This window comes from Roseateles sp. (assembly GCF_036486225.1).
Taxonomy (GTDB): Bacteria; Pseudomonadota; Gammaproteobacteria; order Burkholderiales; family Burkholderiaceae_C; genus Roseateles.
On the sequence record NZ_DASVNZ010000171.1, the window covers coordinates 16,134 to 32,202 of the forward strand.

Consider the following 16,069-nt stretch of genomic DNA (forward strand, 5'->3'; position numbering starts at 1 on the left):
CCGGACAGCCTTCGGGGCGGCGCGACGCCGCCCCGCGGGGGACCCTTTGCCGTTTTCTCCAGTCGACTTGAAAGACTGACATGAATCTCTCCAAATTCTTCATCGACCGCCCGATCTTCGCGGGCGTGCTGTCGGTGCTGATCTTCGTTTCCGGGCTGCTCGCCGTGCGCGTGCTGCCGATCTCGGAATACCCGGAAGTCGTGCCGCCGCAGGTGGTCGTCCGCGCGCAGTACCCCGGCGCCAACCCCAAGGTCATCGCCGAAGCGGTGGCCACGCCGCTCGAGGAATCGATCAACGGCGTCGAAGGCATGCTCTACATGGGCAGCCAGGCGACCACCGACGGCCTGATGACGCTGACGGTCACCTTCAAGCTGGGCACCGACCCGGACAAGGCCCAGCAGCTGGTGCAGAACCGCGTCTCGCAAGCCGAGCCGCGCCTGCCCGAGGAGGTGCGCCGACTCGGTCTGACGACGGTCAAGAGCAGCCCCGACCTGACCATGGTCGTGCACTTGCTGTCGCCCAACGACCGCTACGACATGACCTACCTCCGCAACTACGCGGTGCTGAACGTCAAGGACCGCCTGGCGCGCATCCAGGGCGTGGGTCAGGTGCAGCTGTTCGGGTCGGGTGACTACTCGATGCGCATCTGGCTGGACCCGCAGAAGGTCGCCGAGCACAACCTGTCGGCCAGCGACGTCGTCCAGGCGATCCGCGAGCAGAACGTGCAGGCGGCCGCCGGTGTCGTCGGCGCCTCGCCCGGCCTGCAGGGCATCGACCTGCAGCTGCCGATCAATGCGCAAGGCCGTCTGAACAACGAGCAGGAATTCGGCGACATCATCGTCAAGTCCGGCGCCAACGGCCAGGTGACGCGTCTGCGCGACCTGGGCCGCATCGAGCTGGGCGCCGCCGAATACGCGCTGCGCTCGCTGCTGGACAACAAGTCCGCGGTGGCGATCCCGATCTTCCAGGCCCCGGGCTCGAACGCGATCGAGATCTCGAACAACGTGCGCGCCACGATGGCCGAGCTGAAGAAGGCCATGCCGGAAGGCGTGGACTACTCCATCGTCTACGACCCGACGCAGTTCGTGCGGGCGTCCATCGAGTCCGTCGTCCACACGCTGCTGGAAGCGGTGGCGCTGGTCGTGCTGGTCGTGATCCTGTTCCTGCAGACCTGGCGCGCGTCCATCATCCCGCTGCTGGCGGTGCCGGTGTCCATCATCGGTACCTTCGCGGTGATGCACCTGTTCGGTTTCTCGATCAACGCGCTGTCGCTGTTCGGCCTCGTGCTGGCGATCGGCATCGTGGTGGACGACGCGATCGTGGTCGTCGAGAACGTCGAGCGCAACATCGAGGCGGGCCTGAGTCCGCGTGAAGCGACCTACCGCGCGATGCGCGAAGTGTCGGGTCCCATCATCGCCATCGCGCTGGTGCTGGTCGCGGTGTTCGTGCCGCTGGCCTTCATCACCGGCCTGACGGGTCAGTTCTACAAGCAGTTCGCGCTGACGATCGCGATGTCGACGGTGATCTCGGCGGTCAACTCGCTGACGCTGTCGCCCGCGCTGGCCGCGATGCTGCTCAAGGGCCACGACGCGCCCAAGGACTGGCTGACCCGCGCGATGGACAAGGTGCTGGGCCGCTTCTTCGGCGGCTTCAACAAGCTGTTCAACCGCGGCGCCAAGGCCTACAGCGGCGGCGTGACCAAGGCGATCTCGCGCAAGATCATCATGCTGATCGTCTACGCGGGCTTGCTGGGCCTGACGGTGGGCCTGTTCAAGGCGGTGCCGAGCGGCTTCGTGCCGGCGCAGGACAAGCAGTACCTGATCGGCTTCGCGCAGCTGCCGGACGGCGCCACGCTGGACCGCACGGAAGACGTGATCCGCCGCATGAGCGAGATCGCGATGAAGACCCCTGGCGTCGACCACGCCGTGTCCTTCCCGGGTCTGTCGATCAACGGTTTCACCAACAGCTCGAACTCGGGCATCGTCTTCACGCCGCTGAAGCCTTTCGACGAGCGCAAGGGCAAGGGCCTGTCCGCCGGTGAGATCGCGGGCAACCTGAACGCGCAGTTCGCGCAGATCCAGGACGCCTTCGTCGTGATGTTCCCGCCCCCTCCGGTGCAGGGACTGGGCACGACCGGCGGTTTCAAGTTCCAGCTGGAAGACCGCGGCGGCCTCGGCTACGAGGCGCTCGACGCGGCGGTCAAGGCCTTCATGGCCAAGGCCCAGAAGGCGCCGGAACTGGCGGGTCTGTTCAGCAGCTACCAGGTCAACGTGCCGCAGCTGTACGCCGACCTCGACCGCACCAAGGCGCGCCAGCTGGGCGTGGCGGTGACGGACGTGTTCGACACGATGCAGATCTACCTGGGTTCGCTGTACGTCAACGACTTCAACAAGTTCGGCCGCACCTACACGGTCCGCGTGCAGGCGGATGCCGCCTACCGCGCCCGTGCCGAGGACGTCGGTCTGCTGAAGGTGCGTTCGGCCTCGGGCGAAATGGTGCCGCTGTCGGCGCTGATGAAGGTCCAGCCGAGCTTCGGTCCGGAACGCGCGATGCGCTACAACGGCTTCCTGTCCGCCGACATCAACGGCGGTGCCGCACCGGGTTATTCGACCGGTCAGGCGCAGGACGCGGTCGAGCGCATCGCTGCCGAGACGCTGCCCCCGGGTATCAGCTACGAGTGGACCGAGCTGACCTACCAGGAAATCCTGGCCGGCAATTCGGGCGTGTGGGTCTTCCCGCTGGCCATCCTGCTGGTGTTCCTGGTGCTGGCCGCGCAGTACGAAAGCCTGGCGCTGCCGGTGGCGATCATCCTGATCGTGCCGATGGGTCTGCTGGCCGCGATGACCGGCGTGTACCTCAGCCACGGTGACAACAACGTCTTCACGCAGATCGGGTTGATTGTGCTGGTGGGCTTGTCGGCGAAGAACGCGATCCTGATCGTGGAGTTCGCCCGGGAGCTGGAATTCGCCGGCAGGACGCCGCTGCAGGCGGCCATCGAGGCGAGCCGGCTGCGTCTGCGCCCGATCCTGATGACCTCGATGGCCTTCGTGATGGGTGTGCTGCCGCTGGTGCTGGCCACGGGCGCGGGCGCCGAGATGCGCAACGCGATGGGCGTGGCGGTGTTCGCCGGGATGATCGGCGTGACGGCCTTCGGCCTGTTCCTGACGCCGGTGTTCTACGTGGTGGTGCGTCGCCTGACGGGCAACAAGCCGCTCAAGCAGCACGGCGAGGTGCCGCATGACGTCGAGGCGTTCGTGCAGCCTGCGCAGGGCGAGGGCCACGACTTCGGCCCGGGCGGCAACGCCCGTCCGCATCCGGCCGCGCCGCGCCACGAGCACGAATAAAGGATTCGAGCCATGAAAACGAAACTGATGATGACGGCGCTGCTGGCGGCCCTGGTGCTGGCCGGTTGCGCGACACCGCCGCCGATCGACCAGTCGCGCGTGCCGGTCACGCCGACGGCCTTCAAGGCTCAGGTGCCGCAGGCGACTGCGACGGTGGGCGAGGCGCGCTGGGCGGTGGCCCCGCCGGCCGATGCCGAGCCTCGCGGTGACTGGTGGCTCGCGTTCGGTGATGCGACGCTGAACGACCTGATCCGCCGCTCGCTGGTCAACAACAACGACCTGCAGGGCGCTGCGGCGCGGCTGGCGCAAGCGCGCGCCTTGCTGCGCAGCACGAATGCGGATCGCCTGCCGCAGGTCGGCGCCAGCGCCGGCGCCACGCGTGGCACGGTGGCGGGCCAAGGTCCGGCCGCCACGACGGTCTACAACGCCGGACTGGGCGCGAGCTGGGAAGTCGATCTCTCCGGCCGCTTGTCGGAAGCGACGCGGGCGGCCTCGCTGGATGCGCAGTCGCGTGAAGCGCTGCTGCAGTCCACGCGGCTGATGGTGCAGGCGGATGTGGCGCAGACCTACCTGGCGCTGCGCTTCGCCGACCAGGAACGCCGACTGGTGCGTGACACCGTCGCGGCCTACCGAGAGACGCTGGCGCTGACGCAGCGCCGCTACCAGGCGGGCGACGTGGCCGAGCTGGACCTGGCGCGCGTGCAGACGGAAGTCGCTTCGACGGAAGCCGAGGCGATCAGCCTGGACCGTCGCCGTGCCGAGCTGGAGAACGCGCTGTCGGTGCTGCTGGGCGAGCCCGCGTCGGGCTTCAAGGTGGCGGAAGACACGGCGCTCGCGCCGCTGCCGTCGATTCCATCAGGTCTGCCGAGCACGGTGCTGGCGCGTCGTCCGGACGTTGCCGCGTCGCAGCGCAGCCTGCTTGCGGCGCAGTCGCGGGTGGGCGTGGCGCAGGCCGCGTGGTTCCCGAGCCTGACGCTGACGGCCAACGGCGGCTACGCGTCGCCGGAGCTGAGCGACGTGTTCCGCTGGTCGGCACGCGCGTGGTCGGTGGATGCGCTGTTGTCGCTGCCGATCTTCGACGGCGGCCGCCGCAAGGCGGGCGTGGAGTCAGCGAAGGCGGGTCTGGATCTGGCGATGGCCAGCTACCGGCAGCAGCTGCTGCAGGCGCTGCGCGAGGTCGAGGACTCGCTGGTGGGACTGCAGACCTTGTCGGCGCAGGCCGAAGTGCAAGGGCAGGCGGTGCAGTCGTCGACGCGTGCGACGGCGCTGTCGGACTCGCGTTACCGCAACGGGCTGGTCAGCCAGCTTGATCTGCTCGACGCGCGCCGCAGCGAGCTGCGCAACCGTCGCGCGGCGCTGCAGGTGCAGGCGGCGCAGTACCAGGCGACGGTCGGACTCGTCCGCGCCCTGGGCGGGGGCTGGACCACGCCAGCCTGAGCCCCGGCCGGGCAAGACCCGGCCCCTTTCAAATGCGACCGGACCTTTACCGGTGCCCCTTTGGGCGTGCAGGGATGCACGCCCTTTTTTTCGTCCGTGGCCTGCTCAAGCTTGAAGGGATGCAGCGCGCGGCGCTACCTAGAATCGCCTCAACCGAAAGGAAGCATGAAAACGGTCTGGATCATCGACGGCGCCTACCTGTTCAACGTGGGTCGCGGCCGTCCGTTCGATTACCTGAAGCTCAAGAACGAACTCGTCCAGCGCAACGGTGGCCCGATCTACGAGAGCTACTACCTGAACTCAACGCGCGATCTGGCGACGGACCAGCAGAGCGGGTTTCACACGTGGCTCAAGGCAGCGCCGCCGCGCGGTCCGAAGATCCGCGTCCAGCTGTACGAGATGAAGAACCTGCATCTTCAATGCCCGGATTGCGGCGTGCAGTTCGACCGCGAAGTGCAGAAGGGCGTGGACGTCGCGATCGCGACGTTGTTGATCAAGCTCGCGGTGCAGAACGTCTACGACCGGCTGATCCTGTCGGCGGGCGATGGCGATTTCGAAGAGGCGATCTCCTACGTCAAGTCCGATCTCAAGAAGGAAATCTGGGTCAGTGGCTTGCAGGCCAATCTGTCGACCGACCTCCAGTCTTATGCGGACGAGGTGGTGTGGATGGACGATCTCTATCCGACGATCGCCAGGTAAGGCGCTACGGACGTTTGCCCTTACCCATTTTGGGCATACAGGGATGTATGTCTTTTCCGTACTCCAAGTACCGATTTTCCGATGATTCCGCCTTGACGCACCGAGCCGGTCAGCTGGATGTATCTGATACATACCACGCGGCTGGAGCGATGAGTTCACCCTCTTGTGGGGGAGTGGTTAGCCATTGCGGCCATGCTTATAGTTCGTTCGTCTGCTTTGAATCAGACATAACTGAACGTTTTCAAGGAGGAATAAAATGATGAATGAAATTCGTGAGCTGTCGGTCGAAGAAATGGAACTCGTCGGCGGCGGATGGAAGAAGGTACTTGAATTCTTCGCTGCAGAAGCAGCGCCGTACATCGGCGGAGCAGTCGCAGACTACAACAACTCCGGCGCAGCGGCTGAATTCCAGACCGGTAGTGGCAGCGGCGCCGGCACCTTCGGTTAAGAGCGCTGAGGGCCCTTCGGGGCCCTTTCAACGACATGTCCCGACTCATTGAATTCTTGCGGCGGCTGATCGCCCACGAGCGGTGGTTCCTCTTTGCGGCGTTGACCGCACCGGTTGCATGGTTGGTCGCCGCAGGTATTGCGCTGCCGTTCATCCTGGTCGCGCAACCGGAATCCTTGCCAGATCGCGATGGCTGGCTTCGGATACTTTCCGGCCTGCTTTTCGCACCGGTGTTGGAGAATCTCATCATGATTGCGATGATCGGAGTGGCGCGGCATTTCTGCCGCGCTTGGCTTTCGGTTGCCATCATGGTATGCGTCATGGCACTGGTGCACGCAATAGCGGCCTCGTGGATGGCCATCGCGGCCTCCGTGGCATTTCTCGTCTATGGTGCCAGTTATGTGGCCTGGTACCCGTCTGGCGGTCGGCGCGCTTATTGGATTACTGTGCTGCAACACGCCATATTCAATCTGCCAGCGACTTTGGCGGGGACCCTTTTCCGCTGAATATCGGCGGACTCAGGCCAATGCGGCCCATTCAGAATCCACAAAATGAGCAGTTCCTTGTTTCGCACCGCGGTGTTGAAGGAGCAAGGCTCCCGCCGCTATGGCGAGATCGTCCTGACCCACCAGGTCGGGCACAGCCTGCTGGTTGCATTGTTCGTCGCGATGGCGTGTGGCCTGATCCTCTTCTTCGCGACCTGCGACTACCAGCGAAAGGCGCAGGTGGCGGGGTCCGTTGTGCCGGCCGCCGGCCTGATCCGTTTGACGCCGACACAGAACGGCATCGTCAGCCGCCGGATGGTGCAGGAGGGGCAGGTCGTGCGCGCCGGAGACATCCTGTTTGCGCTCGTCAGCCAGCGCAACAGCGCCAAGGGAGATGATGCGGAGAAGGCGATAGCCGCTCTCCTCCAGTCGCGGCGACAGAGCTTCGACGGCGAGCGCGAGCAACTTCGGGAACAGTCCGGACAGCGCATTGAGACCTTGGCCCGCCGTTCCGACGATCTGGCCAACGATGTCGCCCGCATCGACGCGCAGATGACTTTGCAACTACGGCGAGTCGCTCTGGCGGAAGAAACATTGGAGCGGCACACCAAACTGCAGACCCAGGGTTTTGTTTCATCGGCCCAGGTTCAGGACAAGCAGGGCGAGCTGCTGGACCAGCGGCAGCGTCTAGGCGACCTTGAGCGCGCGCGGGCGTCGCAGGAACGGGAGCTGGCTTCCGCCCGGTCCGAGCTGAAGGACCAGCGCATCCAGGCTCGGCGCGATCAGGCGGCCGCCTCTCGCAGCATCGCCTCGCTCGATCAGGAACTGACCGAGAACGACGTGCGACGCGAGTCCGTCATTCGCGCGCCGCAAGACGGCGTGGTCGCCGCAGTCAACGCTGAAGTGGGTTTCGCGGTCACTGCGGGACAGGTGCTGGGCTCGATCGTTCCGCGGGGCTCGCCTTTGATCGCGGAGTTGTACGTGCCCTCGCGGGCTGCCGGATTCATCAAGCCGGGCATGGACGTGATGGTTCGATATCAGTCGTACCCCTATCAGAAGTTCGGGCAGCACCGTGGGCGCGTCAATGCGGTCTCACAGACGGCGTTGCGGCCCGACGAAATCAGCGCGTCCGCGACGAGTGCTCCGCAGGGGGGCGAGCCGCTGTATCGCGTCCGCGTCGAACTTGATTCTCAGGTGGTGACCGCATACGGCGCGCCGTATCCGCTCAGGTCGGGCATGGCCCTCGACGCCCATGTGCTGCTGGAAAAGCGTCGGCTGTATGAGTGGGTGCTGGAGCCGCTGCTCACCATTACCGGTCGTCTCTGAGAGAAGAAGTCAAGATGATGTCAGCGCCAAGCCAAGCGCCGTCTCCGCGTTTCTGGGGAAGCCGTCGTCTGCCCGTCCATCTGCAATCGGAGGCTGCCGAATGTGGATTGGCCTGCCTGGCGATGGTGTGCAGCTATTGGGGGCACCGGATCGACCTGACGACGATGAGGCGCCGTTTCTCGGTGTCACTCAAAGGTGCAACGCTCAAGGCCCTTGTGGCCATGGCTCAGGCTCTCGGGTTGCAGGCGCGACCGTTGAAGCTTGATGTACAGCATCTGTCCGGTTTGAGGCTGCCGTGCATCCTCCACTGGGACATGGACCACTTCGTGGTGCTGAAGAAGGTCGGGCGATCGGGCGTGGTGATCCACGACCCTTCTGTCGGCGAACGTCGCGTGACGATGGCCGCCTTGTCGAATCACTTCACCGGGATAGCGCTGGAGCTGACCCCCAGTTCGACCTTCCAATCCCGACGCGACGAGCAACGCTTCACGCTCGCGTCGTTGATGGGTCGTGTGGTGGGCCTTCGTCGTGGATTGGCGCAGATCATCTTGCTCGCGGTCTCGCTGCAGGTCTGTGCCCTGGTCACGCCGTTCTACATGCAGTGGATCGTTGACGAGGCCCTCATCGCCGCCGATCGTGACCTCATCACGGTGCTCGGGGTGGGGTTCCTGGTCCTGGTGCTGATGCAGACCGCGATCGGTGCGGTACGTTCGTGGGTGACGACCGTCCTCGCCAACAATCTGAACTTCCAGTGGTTGGGAAACGCTTTCGCCCATCTGATGAAGCTGCCGTTGCCTTACTTCGAGAAGCGGCACCTGGGCGACATCGTGTCTCGTTTCGGCTCGATCCAGACGATTCAACGCAGCCTGACCACCCAGTTCGTCGAAGGCATCGTCGACGGGCTGCTCGTCCTGGGCACGCTGGTCGTCATGCTGCTCTACAGCGTGCAACTGACAGTCGTCGCGCTGGGCGCAGTGGCGATCTATGCCGTTCTGCGCTGGACGATCTTCCAGGCCTTGCGCGAAGCGACGGCCGAACAGATTGTCCATGCCGCGCGTCAGCAGACCCACTTTCTCGAGTCCGCACGTGGCGTTCAAAGCGTGAGGCTCTTTGGCCGTGCGGAGGAGCGCCGCATCGGCTGGATGAACGCGCTTGCGGAGCAGTTCAACGCCGATCTGCGCATCGCCAAACTGTCGATCTCCTATCAAACTGCCAATACGCTGCTGTTCAATGCTGAACGGATCATCGTGATCTGGCTGGCGGCGCTGGCAGTGCTCGACACGCGCTTCTCGGTGGGCATGCTCCTGGCTTTCATTAGCTACAAGGACCAGTTCAGCCAACGCATGGCTTCGCTGATCGACAAGCTCTTCGAGCTGCGGATGCTGCGCCTGCATGGTGAGCGCGTGGCCGATATCGTCCTGACCGACCCAGAAGACGGTACGCACGACATCGAGCTGGATCCCGAGCGCATCGAACCGACGCTGGAGGTCCGCAATGTCTCCTTCCGCTATGCGGATGGCGAGCCTGACGTCCTGAAGGACTGCAATCTCATCATTCCAGCAGGGCAGTGTCTGGCAATCACCGGGGCCTCCGGCTGTGGCAAGACGACCTTGGTGAAGATCCTGCTGGGTCTGCTCAGGCCCACGGAAGGAGAGATCCTTGTGGGCGGCGTGAAGCTTGAGAGTCTGGGGCTGCACAACTATCGGCGGATCATCGGAACCGTCATGCAGGAAGACCAGCTGTTCTCCGGATCGATCGCGGACAACATCACCTTCTTCGACCCCAAGCCGAATCAGGAGCGTGTACAGACATGTACGCAGCTTGCTGCGGTCCACGACGAGATCGTGTCAATGCCGATGGGCTACAACACGCTGGTCGGCGACATAGGCACAGGCTTGTCTGGTGGACAGAAGCAGCGAATCCTGCTGGCTCGAGCGCTCTACAAGGACCCCAAGCTGCTGGTCCTCGACGAGGCCACCAGCCACCTGGACGTCGGCAACGAACAGATCGTGAATGCGGCGATCAAGCGGATTGCGATGACCCGGATCCTGGTGGCTCACCGACCGGAGACGATCGCGATGGCGCAGCGGGTTGTCGTGCTTGAAGGTGGTCGCATTGCCCGCGATCTGACGACGGAATTTCAACTGCAGTCGCCCACGAACGGGGCCGAGGCCGAGGCCCCTGGCGCTGGCCGCGTGAACCGATAACGGCTCAGCAATGCCCGCTGGCCCGCGCCCGCGACCGGCGCCATCCGGCGCGCATGAGCCACGTGCCGATACCCGCCAACGGATCACGAACGCCCCGCCGGTTCCGGACGCTGCCCGTGCCCCTTTGGCCGTGCAGGGACGCGTGTCCATCTCCCAGGACTCATGGCATCTCCAATCACCGCCATGGCCTATTGCCGTAGTTCCGGGCAGTTTCTCCACGAGTGGAAGTCATGGCTCGCCGCGCCTGCGCCGCCTAACGTTCGGCGCTGACCAACAAGGACCCAGGGAATGCCTATGCCATCGCAGGAGATGAGCTGTCGCGCGACGGCGTTCTGGCCTTCCTCGCACGTCAGGTGCCAGGTTTCCACGTGGGCGGAAAAACAGCTCTGGCCTGACATGGCCTGGAACACGACATCGCGTTCGATGAAGTCCTCAGCCTATGGGGCGATCGACCCAAGGCGATACCGGCATGGATCGCGCAGCGGTTTCCCGTCCGGCACCAGACGACGCGGATCCTGGAGAAGCAGGCTCATGCCTCGCTGGGACTGAAGCCGCTGCCTGCCGGCGATCCTCGCGTAGTGGTCTCCTCACCGGAGCGGGCCATGTTGGAGATGCTGAGCGATCTGGGCAAGACGCAGAGCCTTGCGGACGCCCGCCGCCTGATGGAAGGGCTTGGCGGCTTGCGGACGAAAGTGCTCGATCAACTGTTGGCGCGGACGGATCGGATCAAGGTCGTCCGCGCGGCCGCGCACTTGGCCGCAGATCTCGACTTGTATTGGGCGAAATTGGCGCGAGAACACAGCGACCGCCTCGGCGATTCGCGCTGGATCGCAATCTCCAAAGCCGGGGAGCGACTCGATTTGAGGTGATGCTTCCCCGGGCGACACCCGGTGGCATTCGCGGACGAGAGCGACGCGGAAGCACGGTCATGTATGGATCGTTCGCAGCCGTACTTCAGCCGTAGGCCTCCGGGTGCGAAGAGATGCGAGTTCATCCTTCGTTCTTGCTCTTGCATCTTCCTGACTCCAGTCAGCGCTGTGGCAAGAATGAGGTGGGCGTCCTGGCTCTTCTGCAAACTCACCTCGTTGAGCGCCTTGGGTTCGATCGATACCTTGCATGGATGTCGATCCAGTCCTTCGCGTGTCGGGAAACCGAGCGACTTTTCACCATGGGGCGCACCACGCGCTTCGTGAACGTGAAGGCGTCTGCGGAGCGACGATTGGCGCAACTCGATGCGGCGCCGGCAGTGGAGTTCATGCGGCTGCCGCCGGGCAACGACATGAAGTGGTACGACGGCGCTTGGCACGTCAGAATCAACAGCCAATGGCGATTGACGTTCAAATGGGACACGGAAGGCCCGTTCGACGTCAAGATCGAGGATCCGCACTGAGCGATGTGGAACCAAACTAGGCCGCACATCGACAGTGATCACATCGAGCCAAGACCAGCGAGGTAAGCAATGTTCAGGAACGGAATGCGCCCGATCCACCCCGGCGAAATCCTCCTCGAGGACTACATCAAGCCCATGGGCATCAACGTCCATGCGTTGTCGAAGGCTCTGCACGTGCCGTACTCGCGGCTGCGTGAGATCGTCGGCGGGCAGCGTTCGGTATCTCCCGACACCGCGTTGCGCCTGGAGCGCTACTTCGGAAGCGATGCGCAGGGCTGGTTGAATCTCCAATCCGCCTACGACCTGCGACTCGCCGAGAAGGCTGCGGGTCGAATCATCAAGCGGGAGATCCGCCCGATGGCCGCGGCCGCGTGAGCCGCTTGCCGCTCAGCAATGCCCACCCGCCCGCGCCCGCAGCCGGCGCCATCCCGCGCGCATGAGCCACGTCCCGATCCCCGCCAGCAGCAGCACGATCACGAACGCTCCGCCGGCTCCCGCCGGCGCGCCTGCGCCATCCGCGGCGCCGATCAGCGGCTTGATCGCGTTGTAGCCCGCCACCACCGCCGCGATCCACAGGACCGCTCCGCCCAGGAACTGCCCGAGCGCCACCAGCTTGTTCATCCCGTCACTCCGTCCACGTCGGACACTGCAATGCGTGCAGCCTAACGGGCCTCGCGGCTGCTGCGCTCAAAGCCCCTCGGTGAGGAACGGCATCACCGCCGTCAGCAGTGCGTCCGGCGCTTCCTCCGGGATGTAGTGACCGCAGGGCAGCGGCCCGCCGTCGACATCCGCCGCGACGCGTTGCCATTCCTTCAGCGGGTCGAAGCACTTCGCCACCACGCCCTGCGCGCCCCAGTACACGCGCAGCGGCATCGCGAGCTTGGCGCCGGCGTCGCGATCCGCGCGGTCATGCTCGAGGTCGATGCCCGACGCCGCCCGGTAGTCCTCGCACATGCCGTGCGCGGTGCCAGGTAGTGCCAGCGCGCGCTGATACTCGGCGAACGCGCGCGGGTCGAAAGCCGACAGGCCCGCATGCCGCCTGCCCATCACGTCCAACGCGTACGCCGCAGGATCTGCTTCGATGAGCCGCTCCGGCATCGGCGCCGGCTGGATCAGGAAGAACCAGTGCCAGTACGCCCGCGCGAAGGCCTCGGTCGTCTGTTCATACATCGCCAGCGTCGGTGCGATGTCCAGCAGCGCGAGTCGCTCGACGGCCGCCGGATGATCCGCCGCCATCCGATGCGCGACACGCGCGCCGCGATCGTGCGCCAGTACGCGGAAACGCGCATGACCCAGCGCCTTCATCACGGCGATCAGGTCCTGCGCCATGCGGCGCTTGCTGTAGTTGCCGTGATCCTCGTCACCGGCGGGCTTCGACGAATCGCCATACCCGCGCAGGTCCGGCATCACGACAGTGAAACGCGCCGCCAGCGCCGGCAGCACGCGGTGCCAGATCGCCAGCGTCTGGGGGTGCCCGTGGATCAGCAGCAGCGGCGGACCTTCGCCGCACACGCGCGCATGGATGCGCACGCCGGGCTCGGTCTCCACGGACAACCGCCGCGTCGACGCGGGGAACAAGGCATCGGCCGGATGGGGCTCGACGGTGAAGTCCGCCGCGAAGGCGGAAGAGCCGACGGACGTGGCAGTGGAGGAGGGCGCGTTCATGCGCCGATGCTAGGCGCGTCGTCCTCGTTCCCGCTGTCGGGAACGAGACACTGCGCCCGCGAGTGCCGCTCCCACGCCGCGAGCGCCACCAGCACCGCGCAGGCGAAGGCGCTGGTCGCGACCGGCGTCCAGTCGTGCACGAAGGGCCCCGCCGCCGCCAGCACGATCACCGCGACGCCGTGCGACCACGGCCAGTGCCCGACGACCGCACGCTTGAACAGCCCCACGCCGATCACGTAGAGCGCCACGCCGCCGAGCAGGCACAGCGCCGTCTTCAGATCCGTGTGGCCGTCCGGGTGCGCCAGGACGAATTCATCCGCCGCCGCGTTGACGATGATCCCCGCCACGATCGGCAGATGGATGTAGGTGTAGGCCAGCCGCGCGATCCGTCCCGGATCGTCGCTGTGGACGATGCGGCCGGTCGCGAAGTCGTTGGTCGTGTCGAAGTACAGCCACCACAGCGCGATGCTTCCCGCGAAGGACACCAGGAAGGCCAGCAGGCTCATGGCCGTCAACGGCGCCTCCGCGAAGGTCGCTCCCGTCACCAGGAGCGATTCGCCCAGCGCGATGATCACGAAGAGCGCGCAGCGCTCGGCCAGGTGGCCGCCGGAGATGGTCCAGTCCGCCGTCGTCGAGCGCCCCAGCCCCGGCACGAAGAAACCGGCCGACGGCCCGACGACTTCGATCGCCAGCGCTGTCACCCACAGCGGCACCCGCAGCGACGGGTTCAGCGCGCCGGCGATCCACAGCACCGCCGACACCACCAGCCAGGCCCCGATGCGCTGGAAGTTGCGCACCAGCCCCGCATCCGCCCCGCGCGCCGCCCAGAGGAAGAACAAGGTCCGCCCCACCTGGATCGCCGTGAACGAGGCCGCGAACATCAACGCCCGCTCGCCGAAGGCCTGCGGCAGCGAGACCGACATCAGCAGCCCGGCCAGCATCATCGCGAACAGGCAGATCCTGACCGGCAGCCGCTCCGGATCCAGCCAGTTGGTGACCCAGGAGGTGAAGATCCACACCCACCAGACCGCCGCCATCAGGAAACCGGTCTGCAGCGCGCCGCCCAGCGTGACGCCGTCGTGCGCGAAATGACCGATCAGCGTGTGCGACAGCTGCGTGACGGCGAAGACGAAGACCAGGTCGAAGAACAGCTCGACGAAGCTGACCTTGGCATGGCCGTGCGGGTCGGGCTGGCGCAGGAGGGGGATGGCGGGCATCCCCGGACTGTCGCATGCGGGCGCCACCCGGCCCCCGGGGCCGATGCCAGCTTGACGGCAATCGTACGGCCCTCCCCATAATCGCCCGGATCGCCCCGCCAGAGACGTCGCATGCGTTCCTCCGCCGAGACCCTCCCTCGCAGCAGCCTCGGTCGCGGCGTGGGCCTGCTGATGGTGGCGCTGCTCGCGATGGCCGTGATCGTCGCGCTGCTGGCCTGGCGCGCCCGCGCGACCCTCGACGACCTGCGCCGCGCCGACCGCATCAACACCGCCCTGCCGACGATGACGCTGCTGATGGAGGACCTGCTCAACGCCGAGACCGGCCAGCGCGGCTACCTGCTCACCCAGCGCGCCAGCTACCTGCAGCCCTACCGCGACGCCGTCCGCAACCTCGACCGCCGCGTGGACGACCTGTTCGCCCGCGACGACGATCCCGGCCACGCGCCCAAGCTCGCCCGCATCCGGGAGCTGGTCCAGCTCAAGATGACCGAGATGAACCAGACGATCCGGCTGCACGACTCTGGCCGTCACGAGGAAGCGCTGGAACTGGTGCTCGGCGACCAGGGCCTGCACCACATGGACGAACTGCGCGACGTGCTGGGCGAGCTGACCTCGTCGCTGCGCGCCGAGCGCGGCACGATCAGCGAACGCCTGTCCCGCGAGGCCGGCCACACCGAGCTGCTGATGCTGGCCGGCCTGGCCATGCTGGCGCTGTTCACGGTGATGGCGACCTCGCAGGTCCTGCTGCGCTCGCGCGACCTGTTGCGCACGCAGAAGCGGCTGCGCGGCATCGCCGACAACGTGCCGGCCCTGATCAGCCATTACGACGCGAAGGGCCAGCTGCGCTTCGCCAACGCGGAGGTCGGCCGTGTCTTCCACACCCACCCCGACAGCCTGGTCGGCAAGACGCTGGAACAGATGCGCGGCGCCGACAATGCCGAGCAGATGCGGCCTTTCGTCGAGCGCGTGCTGAAGGGCGAGACCGTCGCCTTCGACGCCGAACAGGTCATCGACGGCGAGACGCTGCACTTCCACCAGAGCCTCGTGCCCGAACTGGCCGGCGGCCGCGTCGAGGGCTTCTACGCCTGCTCGATGGACATTACCCAGCGCAAACGCGCCGAGGCCGTGATCGCCGCCAGCGAGCGCCGGATGAAGGCGATCACCGACAACCTGCCGGTCTTCATCACCTACATCGATGCGCAGCGCAAGCTGCGCTACACCAACGAGACGATGCGGAGCTGGTTCGGCCTGGACCCCCAGGCCTCGCTGGGGCTGCACATCGACGACGTCTTCGGCGTGGCGAGTACCAGCCAGCGCAGCGCGCAGCTGATGCTGGCGCTCGGCGGCGAGCGCGTCGAGTTCGAGATCACCTCGACCATGCTCGGCAAGCAGCGGCACCTGCGCTCGATCTACGTGCCGGACGTCGGGCCGGACGGGCGCGTGCTGGGCATCTTCACCCTGTCCATCGACATCACCGTCATGAAGCAGGCGGAGGCGCAGCTCGCGCGGCTGGCCAGCTCGGACGCGCTCACCGGGCTGCCGAACCGGCGCGAGTTCGACCAGGCCCTGGACGGCGCGCTGGCGCGGCAGCGTCGCCAGGCGCGGGAGGGCCGGATGCTGGCGCTGCTGTTCCTGGACATCGACCACTTCAAGGCGATCAACGACACGCATGGCCACGGCGTCGGCGATACGGTGCTGCGCGACTTCGCAACGGTGCTGCGGCGCACGGTGCGCGGCAGCGACCACGTGGCGCGGATCGCGGGCGACGAATTCGTCGCGGTGCTCGAAGGGCTGAACCAGCCCGAGGAGGCCGAGCAGGTCGCGGCCAAGATCGTCGAGGCGGTGCGGGCC

The 16,069-nt window shown here is 66.0% G+C and carries 15 protein-coding genes; 12 read left to right on the forward strand and 3 right to left on the reverse strand.

The window, feature by feature from the left end; translation table 11 throughout:
- The first annotated feature begins 80 nt into the window (after window positions 1–80).
- From VF536_RS12205 to VF536_RS12250, 11 genes are all read left to right on the forward strand, one after another.
- On the forward strand, window positions 81–3,344 hold the full coding sequence (locus tag VF536_RS12205) for an efflux RND transporter permease subunit (protein ID WP_331615117.1): 3,264 nt from the start codon (window positions 81–83) through the stop codon (window positions 3,342–3,344).
- A 12-nt stretch (window positions 3,345–3,356) separates the two neighbouring features.
- A complete protein-coding gene (locus tag VF536_RS12210; protein WP_331615118.1) occupies window positions 3,357–4,781 on the forward strand; it encodes an efflux transporter outer membrane subunit in 1,425 nt (474 codons plus the stop codon).
- A 165-nt stretch (window positions 4,782–4,946) separates the two neighbouring features.
- The gene (locus tag VF536_RS12215; protein WP_331615119.1) at window positions 4,947–5,480 is read left to right on the forward strand and encodes an NYN domain-containing protein; all 534 of its coding nucleotides are present in this window, start codon (window positions 4,947–4,949) and stop codon (window positions 5,478–5,480) included.
- Between the two features lie 256 nt (window positions 5,481–5,736).
- The gene (locus tag VF536_RS12220; RefSeq protein ID WP_331615120.1) at window positions 5,737–5,928 is read left to right on the forward strand and encodes a hypothetical protein; all 192 of its coding nucleotides are present in this window, start codon (window positions 5,737–5,739) and stop codon (window positions 5,926–5,928) included.
- Between the two features lie 35 nt (window positions 5,929–5,963).
- Complete coding sequence (locus tag VF536_RS12225; RefSeq protein ID WP_331615121.1) at window positions 5,964–6,434, forward strand: hypothetical protein; 471 nt, start codon at window positions 5,964–5,966, stop codon at window positions 6,432–6,434.
- A 45-nt stretch (window positions 6,435–6,479) separates the two neighbouring features.
- Complete coding sequence (locus VF536_RS12230; protein ID WP_331615122.1) at window positions 6,480–7,739, forward strand: HlyD family secretion protein; 1,260 nt, start codon at window positions 6,480–6,482, stop codon at window positions 7,737–7,739.
- A gap of 14 nt (window positions 7,740–7,753) precedes the next feature.
- Entirely contained in the window at window positions 7,754–9,946 is a 2,193-nt protein-coding gene (locus VF536_RS12235) for a peptidase domain-containing ABC transporter (RefSeq protein ID WP_331615123.1), read from the forward strand.
- Window positions 9,947–10,245: 299 nt separating this feature from the next.
- The gene (locus VF536_RS27735) at window positions 10,246–10,341 is read left to right on the forward strand and encodes a hypothetical protein (RefSeq protein WP_414710355.1); all 96 of its coding nucleotides are present in this window, start codon (window positions 10,246–10,248) and stop codon (window positions 10,339–10,341) included.
- Between the two features lie 18 nt (window positions 10,342–10,359).
- Window positions 10,360–10,815: a type IV toxin-antitoxin system AbiEi family antitoxin domain-containing protein gene (locus tag VF536_RS12240; protein WP_331615130.1), complete on the forward strand. Its 456-nt coding sequence runs from the start codon at window positions 10,360–10,362 to the stop codon at window positions 10,813–10,815.
- A gap of 251 nt (window positions 10,816–11,066) precedes the next feature.
- Window positions 11,067–11,336 carry a type II toxin-antitoxin system RelE/ParE family toxin gene (locus tag VF536_RS12245; RefSeq protein WP_331615124.1) on the forward strand — a complete coding sequence of 90 codons (270 nt, stop codon included), beginning with the start codon at window positions 11,067–11,069 and terminating at the stop codon, window positions 11,334–11,336.
- 69 nt (window positions 11,337–11,405) lie between these two features.
- Window positions 11,406–11,711, forward strand: a complete 306-nt coding sequence (locus VF536_RS12250; protein ID WP_331615125.1) for a HigA family addiction module antitoxin — start codon at window positions 11,406–11,408, stop codon at window positions 11,709–11,711.
- Between the two features lie 12 nt (window positions 11,712–11,723).
- On the opposite strand, the gene VF536_RS12255 is transcribed toward VF536_RS12250, so the two are convergent.
- The 3 genes from VF536_RS12255 to VF536_RS12265 all read right to left on the reverse strand — a co-directional run bounded on the left by VF536_RS12255 (window position 11,724) and on the right by VF536_RS12265 (window position 14,218).
- Window positions 11,724–11,957 carry a hypothetical protein gene (locus tag VF536_RS12255; RefSeq protein WP_067277941.1) on the reverse strand — a complete coding sequence of 78 codons (234 nt, stop codon included), beginning with the start codon at window positions 11,955–11,957 and terminating at the stop codon, window positions 11,724–11,726.
- A gap of 66 nt (window positions 11,958–12,023) precedes the next feature.
- Entirely contained in the window at window positions 12,024–13,001 is a 978-nt protein-coding gene (locus VF536_RS12260) for an alpha/beta hydrolase (RefSeq protein ID WP_331615126.1), read from the reverse strand.
- A complete protein-coding gene (locus VF536_RS12265; protein ID WP_331615127.1) occupies window positions 12,998–14,218 on the reverse strand; it encodes a low temperature requirement protein A in 1,221 nt (406 codons plus the stop codon). The genes VF536_RS12260 and VF536_RS12265 overlap by 4 nt, the downstream gene beginning before the upstream one ends.
- Before the next feature lie 111 nt (window positions 14,219–14,329).
- Between VF536_RS12265 and VF536_RS12270 the strand changes: the two genes are divergently transcribed.
- Window positions 14,330–16,069: diguanylate cyclase domain-containing protein (locus VF536_RS12270; RefSeq protein ID WP_331615128.1), on the forward strand; the 1,740-nt coding region annotated here is incomplete at its 3' end.